The sequence below is a fragment of the Reyranella sp. genome, assembly GCF_004296935.1.
Lineage (GTDB): Bacteria > Pseudomonadota > Alphaproteobacteria > Reyranellales > Reyranellaceae > Reyranella.
In genome coordinates this window covers 67,715-75,452 of the sequence record NZ_SCVH01000059.1, presented here as the reverse complement: position 1 = coordinate 75,452, position 7,738 = coordinate 67,715, and the positions used below count along the sequence as shown (strand labels likewise).

Here is a 7,738-nt window from a genome sequence, read left to right as displayed (position 1 = left end):
CCTTCGCGTCGACATGCCGTCGGTGCAGAAGGCGGTGGGCATGCCGGGCGGCGATCCCACGGCAGTATTCGCCGAGGTCCGCCAGCGCAAGGATGTGTTCAGGTAGCGTGCCGGATTGGCGCGGCTCAGATACGCGCTAACGCGACACTAAGTCCGCACGTGAACGGGGGTCGCGACGCAGGTGAAGGCAAGCAAGTATGCTCACCTGCTCGTCATCGATGACGTAGAAGAGTCCATAGGGAAATCGCCGTAGGACGGCCCGCCGCAAATCGCCGTCGATCCGCTGATAGAGTGCCGGATTGAGGCGGAGGTGGCCTTCGATCCTGTGGAGTTCGTCGAGAAACTGCGTGCCGAGCCCACTTTGCTGCGACTCGTATTCCCGGAATGCGATCTCGATTTCGGCTTCGGCGGCCGCTTTGTAGATGACCTCGGCGGCCATCGTCTCTATTGGGCGAGCCTGCGTCGGATAGCATCCAGGGTAACGCCGGGCTCATCGGGATTGGATCGATGATGCGCCAACCGCTCCCGCAGCTCGCGCCGATGGGCGTCGCTCAGGGGTGGCGCAGACTCGTCATGTAGGACGCTGTCGAGCAGACCGTAGGCGAGCTCCAGCCGCTCGCGCGGGCTGAGCTGCTCCAGTTCGTCGAGGAGGGCGGCCTTGGTCATGAGAGAAAGGTACTCCTTGGTCCGCGATTTTCAACGGCCGGCCGACGGGCATGCCACCGAAATCAGGCCGTCGCCACGCGGACGCCGTTGAGGGAAGCCATCTCTTCGGCGCCGGGTGGCTGCCAGACCGTCTCGATGAAATCGAACATGGGCCGGGTGACCGCGAGACGAAAGGTTTCGCCCTGGTCGTGGTTGCGCCCCTCGACCCGTCGCCAGCGCTCCGCCGCGTCGACGTCGAGGAAATGCAGGCGAACGGCGAGCCCGTCCGCCATCACGGCCGCGGCGATGCGCTGACGCTGGTCGGCGCGCTGCAGGCCGAGATCGAGAATCGACGGCACGCCGAGGCGGCCGAGCTGAAGGGCTGTGGCCACCATCTGGCGTTCGCAGCGCCTCGCCCGCTCGTCGATCCATTGCCAATCCGGACGCGCGGGCTGGTCGGCCGCGAACAGGCCGACCATCCAGTCGTCGATCGACAGGTGCAAGGCGCCGAGCTGCCGGCTCAGTTTTCCGGCGTAGGTGGTCTTGCCCGCGCCGGTCGATCCGCAAACGAGATGGATCATCGGATCAGCCGCCGTTGGATTGACCGAGCTCGCCAGGCTGGCCGGCCGTCAGGCGGCCCAACAGCTCGGCAAGTGCCGCGATCTCGGGCTTGGTCCAACGGTCGCGGAAGACGTCGGCGGCCATGCCCTCGAGCGTGGCCCGGGCGTTGGCGACCAGTTCCAGGCCGGCCTTGGTGAGGACGACGTAGGCCAGGCGCGCGTCGCGCGGATCGGCTTCGCGGCCGACGCATCCCAATTTTTCGAGCGGGGCGGCCATGCGGGTCACCGTCGAGGGGCTGACATAGAGCCGTTTCGCGAGGTCGATCCGGCTCAGCCGCGTCCGCGGCGCCCGCTCCAGGTGCATCAGAAGCAGGACTTCCCTGAGGGCGAGCCCGTGCAGGGAGCCCAGCCCGTTCGAGAAGCGCTCTTCAAGGCGGGCGTTGGCGCCCAGCAGGCTGAGGACGGCGGAAAAGGAGGGGCTGGTCATATCGCCTATATAGGCCGATATGCTGCCATATGCAAGTAATTCGGAAGTATTTAGGATATAGTTGACATTTCAGCAGGTTTTAAGCTATTTTTCCGCTAGGCTGGCGCGTGGACTGCGCCGGCTCTTTTCACAACCGGCAAGACCTGCCCGCGCCCTCTGGAGTCCGCAAGAGGGGCCGCGGGATCGCGCAAAGCGCTGGGTGCAGCCGCCGCGGGTCCTGACCCGTGGACAGTCCCGAGAACGAGCCCGCCTTTCCGACGGCCGTCGGCAAGGCAACAACGACGCCGGATCCACCAGGCGCGCCGGGCCCCGAAGAGAGATCGACGGCCGCAACGAACGTGTGAAACGAGATCCCCGATATTGAACGGGAGACAGGTGCGGGCCCAACTTCGGGCCCAACACTCCCACGTTTCAGGTGGGCCCGGTGAGGTCTGGAAAAGGCAGGATTCATTGGCTTTCCGGCGGTTGGAGAGCCAAATATCTGCGTGTCGAGTTGGGCCAAATTCGAAAAGTTGGGCCGCGGATTTCTAGCGGCGGGCCAGGCAGAAGGCAACGCCGAGCACCATGGTCGCGGCCAGGGCGCTGAACAGCCAGCTTTGTGTAATGTTGAGGAACAGCCAGGGCGCGGTGAGCGGTCCGATCGCGGCGCCGAAGTCGCGCCATGTCGAGTAGCTCGCCTGCGAGGCGAGGTAGCCGCCCTGGGCGCGCTGCATGACCATCACGGGAACCAGCGTGTTGAACAGTCCGCGCGTCAGCACGACGACGATGCTGCCGACCAGATCGGCGTGCAGCGCGATCAGGATGTAGCCCAGGACGAGCCCCGATCCGGTGAGCACCGCCACCGGGCGTACGCCGAAGCGGTCGCCCATCCAGCCGCCGATCGGCCCGCCGCTGGCATCGACCAGGCAGCGCAGCGACAGCACCAGACAGGTCGCCACGATGGGCGCCACCGAGGTCACCGAATCGCGCAGCAGGAAAGCCAGCGCGAGCAGGAACACGCCGTCGCCGCTGAAGCCCAGCAGGAAGCCCCAGATCTCCAGGCGTTGCGGCCGTGGCAGGCGGAAGCCGCGCTCGCGCGCCGGTTCGGCCGGCAGAACGGGCAGCAGGAGGGCCGCGACCAGGGCAAGCGTCGTCAGCGCGCCGAAGATCAGGAAGACGTCGCGCGGGCCGACCGACAGGACCAGCAACGCACCGCCGATGAACGCCGAGGCCTGGGCGACGCCGATCATGCCGCGGCTGGCGCCGACGCGCTTGCCGGCGTTGGCCCGGTCGGCGACGGCATAGGCGAGCGAGCCCAGATTGAGGGCTGCGAAGGAGAAGCCCCACAGCATGCGGGCCAGGATCTGCAGGATCTCGCCGCCGTCGAGGCCGTAGCAGGTGGTCGACACGATCGAGCCCAGGGCGGCCGCGATCATCAGGTTGCGCGCGCCGACATGCTCGCCGATCGCCGCGACCGCCGAGTTGGCGAACAGGCGGACCCAGCGGTTGAGCGACAGCAGCACGCCCACCATGGCGAGGCTGACGCCGAATTGCTCGTGATAGAGCGGCAGGACCGCGTAGATCAGCGTGTCGCCCAGCAGGCCGATGCCGATGACCGCGGCCGACAGGGCGACCGCACGGCCGGACACCGGCGCTGGGCTCATGATGCTCGCAGCACCAGCGCCTCGCGCAGCGCCGCGGCGCAGATGGCCGCCCCCCGGCGCGCGCCGTGCAGCAGCATCGGCGTGCTGAGAAAGCCATGCAGCATGCCGCCGAACTCGACGAGATCGGCCAGCGTGCCTTCCTGCTGCAGCCGCCAGGCATAGGCGCGGCCCTCGTCGCGTAGCGGGTCGTAGCCGGCGGTGATCACGAGCGCCGGGGGCAGGCCGGCGAGCGAGGCAGCGCGCAGCGGCGACACGCGCCAGTCGACGCGGCTCGCCTTGTCGGGCGTATAGTGATCGAAGAACCATTCCATGGTCTCGGCGTTGAGGCCGAAGCCGTCGTAGAAGCGGCGGTAGGAGTCGGTGCGTGCCACCGCGTCGGTGACCGGATAGGCGAGCAGCTGCAGGCGAAGACGCGGGCCCCCGGTATCGCGCGCCCAGATCGCGACGGCGGCGGCGAGATTGCCGCCGGCACTGTCGCCGCCGACAGCGAGGCGGCTGGCGTCGATGCCGACCGTGGCGCCGTTGGCCTGGACCCACTGCAGGGCGGCGACGACGTCGTCGAAGGCGCCCGGGAAGCGGGCTTCCGGTGCCAGCCGATAGTCGACGGCGCAGACGGCGATGCCGGCGTCGAGGGCGAGCTGGGCGCAGAGCACGTCGTGGCTTTCGAGGTTGCCGAACACCCAGCCGCCGCCGTGGGCGAACACCAGCGCCGGCAACAACGCGTCGGTGGCGGCTGCGGCCGGCCGATAGAGCCTGATGGGCACGGCGCCGCCCGGTCCCGGGATCGTCCGGTCGGTCACCGTGACGCCCGCGGGCCGCGGCCCCTGCGCCGGCGGGCGAAGGGAGAGATAGAGGTCGCGCGCCGCCTGCGGGCTCAAGCTGTTCCAGGCCGGGCGGTTGGCCGCCGCGGCGAGATCGAGTAGCCGCTGGGATTCGGGATCGAGCGCCATACCATCAACTCCCATTCCGCCAATTCAGTGGGACAAAGAAACAACGCACTCTAGCAGCCCACGCCCCTGTTTCGTCACGAGGCGAATGGTAAGGTCGGCCATGACATTCGATCCGGATCACGGCGCAGCACCTGTAGCAGCGCCTTCCCTGTGGCGTCGGGCATGGGATCGCGTGCGCGCCTTCCGCCCCTCGATGCCGAGGGGCACGACACCGGGCGGCCGCAGATCGATGTGGGGATGGGCATGGCGTGCCGCCCTGGTGGTGGTGATCCTCTACTACCCGGTGGGCGCGCTGGTGATCGAAGACATCGACGACGACTCCCAGTTCGCACCGCGCAACGTGACGCCGGGCGAAAGCCGGGCGGTGGCGGTCGCGGCCGATCTGGTCGACCGCGAGGTCAACGTCCACACCTGGACGCCGATGCAGCCCTTTTTCATGCCGTCCGGGTTGCTCGACAACATGCCGAACTTCCAGCGCGGCGTTATGGCCGCACTCGGCCGCTTCAGCACGGAGCTGATGGACCAGCTCGGCCGCACCCGCGGTTCGAGCCAGACCGACCGCGACCTCGAGCAGGCGCGCGGCTTCCTGAACGAGCAGCCCAACATCTGGGTCTGGCAGCCCAGCGTGTCGCTGATGCCGTCGGCGACATCGGCGCAGAAGTACCGCGCCGGCCGCGAGAAGCTGCTGGCCTACAACAAGCGGCTGGCGTCGGGTCAGGCGATCTTCGAGCGCCGCGCCGACAACCTCCAGGCGCTGCTCGATCGCATCGCCAACGACGAGGGCTCCGACTCGGGCGTCATCGACCAGCACATCATCGAGAAGGCCGGCGACCTGTTCGATTCGCGGTGCGACGACATCTTCTATTTCAACAAGGGCCGGCTCTACGCCAACTACCTGCTGCTGCGCGAACTGGGCGTCGACTTCGAGAACATCATTCGGGAAAAGGGCCTGACGAACGCCTGGAACGGCACGGTGGAGACGTTCCGCCTCGCCGCCGAACTCCAGCCCTGGGTCGTGTGGAACGGCTACCTCGACGGGTTTCTCATTCCCAATCACCTGGCCGCGCAGGGCTTCTACCTGCTGCGGGCGCGCACCCAGTTGCGCGAAATCAGCAACATCCTGCTGAAGTAGGCCGGCGCGGTGGAGATCTACCTTCCCATTGCCGAGCAGTCGATGAATGTGTTCGTCCTGCTCGGCCTGGGGGCGGCGGCCGGCCTGCTCGCCGGCATGTTCGGCGTCGGCGGCGGATTCCTGGCCACGCCGCTCCTGATCTTCGTCGGCATTCCGCCGGCCGTCGCGGTCGCCAGCCAGGCCAACCAGGTGATCGCCAACTCGGTGTCGTCGCTGCAGGTCCATTGGCGGCGCGGCAACGTCGATCTGCGCATGGGGCTGGTGCTGCTGCTGGGCGGCATGGTCGGCTCGTCGGCCGGCGTCTGGCTGTTCACCTACCTCAAGCGCATCGGCCAGATCGATTTCGTCATTGCCGTACTCTATGTCGTCATGCTGTCGACGATCGGCCTGCTGATGCTGACCGAAAGCCTGAGCACCTACCTGAAGCGCCGGCGCAATCCCGAGTCGCCGCGCGGCAAGCTTCATACCCACTACCTGGTGCATCGCCTGCCGCTCAAGCTCAGGTTCTACAAGTCGAAGCTCTACATCAGCGCCCTGCTGCCGGTGGGGCTGGGCTTCCTGATCGGCATCCTGTCGGCGATCCTGGGCGTCGGCGGCGGCTTCGTGCTGGTGCCGGCGATGATCTATCTGCTCGGCATGCCGACGGCCGTGGTGATCGGCACCTCGAATTTCCAGATCCTGTTCGTGGCGGCCAACGTCACCTTCCTCCAGGCCACGACCAACGGCACGGTCGACGTGGTGCTGGCGCTGCTCCTGATCCTGGGCGGCGTGGTGGGGGCACCGATCGGCTCCCGGCTCGCGGCCAAACTCCCGGGTGTCGTCCTGCGCGGCCTGATGTCGGTCCTGATCCTGGCGGTGGCGGCCGAGTTGCTGGTCGAACTCCTGCGCACGCCGGCTTCACCCTTCTCGCTGGGCACCCGCGAGGTGTCGCCATGAGACGCCTAGTGGTTGCCCTTGTGGCAAGTCTCGTCTGGGCAGGTGCTGCACAGGCCCAGGGTCCCCGTGTCGAGCCGCCGTCGGCCGGCCTGCCGCCGTCGGTTCCCGCCGAGTCGACGACGCCGGATCTGATTGTCGATCTGTCGCGGGCGCGGGTTTCGATCACGTCGGCGTTCCAGGGCGAGAGCATCCTGATGTTCGGCATGTTCGATCCGCCCGGCGAAGTGGTCGTGGTCGTGGTCGGGCCGGAGGCGCGCGAGACGGTCCTGCGCAAGCAACGTTTCCTCGGCCTGTGGCTCAATACCGGCCGCCAGTCTTTCGACGATGTGCCCGCCTATTACGCCATTGCCGCCAGCCAGCCGCTGCAGCGGCTGCTCGCCCGCGGCGCCGGCGGCGAGATCCTGTCGCTGGAGGACCGGATGTCGACCGTCAAGCCGGTCGGCTCGCGGGCTGCGGCCGAGCTGGCGAGCTTCCGTGGCGGTCTGGTGGAGGTGAAACGCCGGGAAGGGCTCTATCCGGCGGCCATCGGCCAGGTCACCGTCCAGGCCGGCCGGCTGTTTCGCGTCGATCTGCCTTTCCCCTCCAGGCTGCCCGAGGGGGTGTACGAGGTGAAGGCCTACCTGCTGCGCGAGGGCAAGATCGTCGCCGCGGTGTCGCGGCCGCTGCCGGTCGGCAAGGTTGGATTCAGCGCCCAGCTGGCGGGATGGGCGAGCCACGACGGCGCGCTCTATGGCCTGGGGGCGATTGTCATGGCGCTGTTCGCCGGCTGGCTGGGCGGCGCGATCATGCGGCGTCTGTAACGGAAGGGAGCCGACCATGAGTGTGAGCGAGCAGCCCGCCCGGGCCGAGGAGCGGGTCTTCCTGGTCGTCGTCGACGAGAGCCCTGAAATGCGCAATGCGCTGCGATATGCGTGTCGCCGGGCGAAGCGGACCGGGGGGCGGGTCGCCATGCTCTACGTCATGGATCCGCCCGAAGGCCAGCAATGGGGCGCCGTCGTCGACCTGATGCGCCAGGAAGCCCGCCAGCAGGCCGAGGATGTTGTCGCCCGGCATGCCGACTCGGCGGCCACCCTGACGGGCCAGCCCCCCACCATCCATATCCGCGAGGGCAAGAGCCGCGACGAGTTGCTCAAGCTCGTCGCCGAAGATCGCTCGATCTCGGTTCTGGTGCTGGGCAGTGCCTCGAGTGGCGAGGGGCCAGGGCCCCTGGTCACGGCTTTCACCGGTAAGCTCGGCGGCCAGCTCCGCATCCCGCTCACCATCGTTCCCGGCGCCCTCACCGAGGCGGAGATCGACGCAATCTCATAGACCGTGCGCGCAGTTTCCGCGTCGTTCTGTCAAAGGTTCCCCTGCAATGAGGCTTTGAGTTGGAGAACTCCAGCTTC

General features: G+C 67.8%; 11 protein-coding genes. 5 read left to right on the top strand and 6 right to left on the bottom strand.

The features are described 5' to 3' along the window. Positions 1–13 precede the first annotated feature (13 nt). Positions 14–106: a hypothetical protein gene (locus tag EPO55_RS26130; RefSeq protein WP_363718733.1), complete on the top strand. Its 93-nt coding sequence runs from the start codon at positions 14–16 to the stop codon at positions 104–106. 30 nt (positions 107–136) lie between these two features. Here EPO55_RS26130 and EPO55_RS07995 read toward each other — a convergent pair whose 3' ends face one another. The 6 genes from EPO55_RS07995 to EPO55_RS07970 all read right to left on the bottom strand — a co-directional run bounded on the left by EPO55_RS07995 (position 137) and on the right by EPO55_RS07970 (position 4,285). After that, positions 137–439 carry a type II toxin-antitoxin system RelE/ParE family toxin gene (locus tag EPO55_RS07995; RefSeq protein WP_296336082.1) on the bottom strand — a complete coding sequence of 101 codons (303 nt, stop codon included), beginning with the start codon at positions 437–439 and terminating at the stop codon, positions 137–139. Positions 440–444: 5 nt separating this feature from the next. Next, a complete protein-coding gene (locus EPO55_RS07990; protein ID WP_296336081.1) occupies positions 445–666 on the bottom strand; it encodes an addiction module protein in 222 nt (73 codons plus the stop codon). A 62-nt stretch (positions 667–728) separates the two neighbouring features. Then, positions 729–1,226 (bottom strand): ATP-binding protein, encoded by a 498-nt coding sequence (locus tag EPO55_RS07985; RefSeq protein WP_296336080.1) that lies wholly within the window; start codon positions 1,224–1,226, stop codon positions 729–731. Between the two features lie 4 nt (positions 1,227–1,230). Beyond that, positions 1,231–1,692, bottom strand: a complete 462-nt coding sequence (locus tag EPO55_RS07980) for a MarR family transcriptional regulator (protein WP_296336079.1) — start codon at positions 1,690–1,692, stop codon at positions 1,231–1,233. 527 nt (positions 1,693–2,219) lie between these two features. Further along, entirely contained in the window at positions 2,220–3,335 is a 1,116-nt protein-coding gene (locus EPO55_RS07975; RefSeq protein ID WP_296336077.1) for an MFS transporter, read from the bottom strand. Beyond that, a complete protein-coding gene (locus EPO55_RS07970; protein ID WP_296336076.1) occupies positions 3,332–4,285 on the bottom strand; it encodes an alpha/beta hydrolase in 954 nt (317 codons plus the stop codon). The genes EPO55_RS07975 and EPO55_RS07970 overlap by 4 nt, the downstream gene beginning before the upstream one ends. Positions 4,286–4,385: 100 nt before the next feature. On the opposite strand from EPO55_RS07970, the gene EPO55_RS07965 reads away from it, so the two are divergent. From EPO55_RS07965 to EPO55_RS07950, 4 genes are read left to right on the top strand one after another with little or no spacing between them, the layout of a single operon-like run. Next, positions 4,386–5,417: a DUF2333 family protein gene (locus EPO55_RS07965; protein WP_296336075.1), complete on the top strand. Its 1,032-nt coding sequence runs from the start codon at positions 4,386–4,388 to the stop codon at positions 5,415–5,417. A 9-nt stretch (positions 5,418–5,426) separates the two neighbouring features. Further along, entirely contained in the window at positions 5,427–6,353 is a 927-nt protein-coding gene (locus EPO55_RS07960) for a sulfite exporter TauE/SafE family protein (RefSeq protein ID WP_296336074.1), read from the top strand. Beyond that, positions 6,350–7,153, top strand: a complete 804-nt coding sequence (locus EPO55_RS07955; protein WP_296336073.1) for a TIGR02186 family protein — start codon at positions 6,350–6,352, stop codon at positions 7,151–7,153. The genes EPO55_RS07960 and EPO55_RS07955 overlap by 4 nt, the downstream gene beginning before the upstream one ends. 16 nt (positions 7,154–7,169) lie before the next feature. Beyond that, a complete protein-coding gene (locus EPO55_RS07950; protein WP_296336072.1) occupies positions 7,170–7,661 on the top strand; it encodes a universal stress protein in 492 nt (163 codons plus the stop codon). Positions 7,662–7,738 lie beyond the last annotated feature (77 nt).

What these genes read in the sequence shown, in the direction of transcription:
- EPO55_RS26130 (WP_363718733.1), top strand. Translation starts at nt 14, where the DNA reads ATGCCGTCGGTGCAGAAGGCGGTGGGCATGCCGGGCGGCGATCCCACG.
- EPO55_RS07995 (WP_296336082.1), bottom strand. Translation starts at nt 439, where the DNA reads ATGGCCGCCGAGGTCATCTACAAAGCGGCCGCCGAAGCCGAAATCGAG.
- EPO55_RS07990 (WP_296336081.1), bottom strand. Translation starts at nt 666, where the DNA reads ATGACCAAGGCCGCCCTCCTCGACGAACTGGAGCAGCTCAGCCCGCGC.
- EPO55_RS07985 (WP_296336080.1), bottom strand. Translation starts at nt 1,226, where the DNA reads ATGATCCATCTCGTTTGCGGATCGACCGGCGCGGGCAAGACCACCTAC.
- EPO55_RS07980 (WP_296336079.1), bottom strand. Translation starts at nt 1,692, where the DNA reads ATGACCAGCCCCTCCTTTTCCGCCGTCCTCAGCCTGCTGGGCGCCAAC.
- EPO55_RS07975 (WP_296336077.1), bottom strand. Translation starts at nt 3,335, where the DNA reads ATGAGCCCAGCGCCGGTGTCCGGCCGTGCGGTCGCCCTGTCGGCCGCG.
- EPO55_RS07970 (WP_296336076.1), bottom strand. Translation starts at nt 4,285, where the DNA reads ATGGCGCTCGATCCCGAATCCCAGCGGCTACTCGATCTCGCCGCGGCG.
- EPO55_RS07965 (WP_296336075.1), top strand. Translation starts at nt 4,386, where the DNA reads ATGACATTCGATCCGGATCACGGCGCAGCACCTGTAGCAGCGCCTTCC.
- EPO55_RS07955 (WP_296336073.1), top strand. Translation starts at nt 6,350, where the DNA reads ATGAGACGCCTAGTGGTTGCCCTTGTGGCAAGTCTCGTCTGGGCAGGT.
- EPO55_RS07950 (WP_296336072.1), top strand. Translation starts at nt 7,170, where the DNA reads ATGAGTGTGAGCGAGCAGCCCGCCCGGGCCGAGGAGCGGGTCTTCCTG.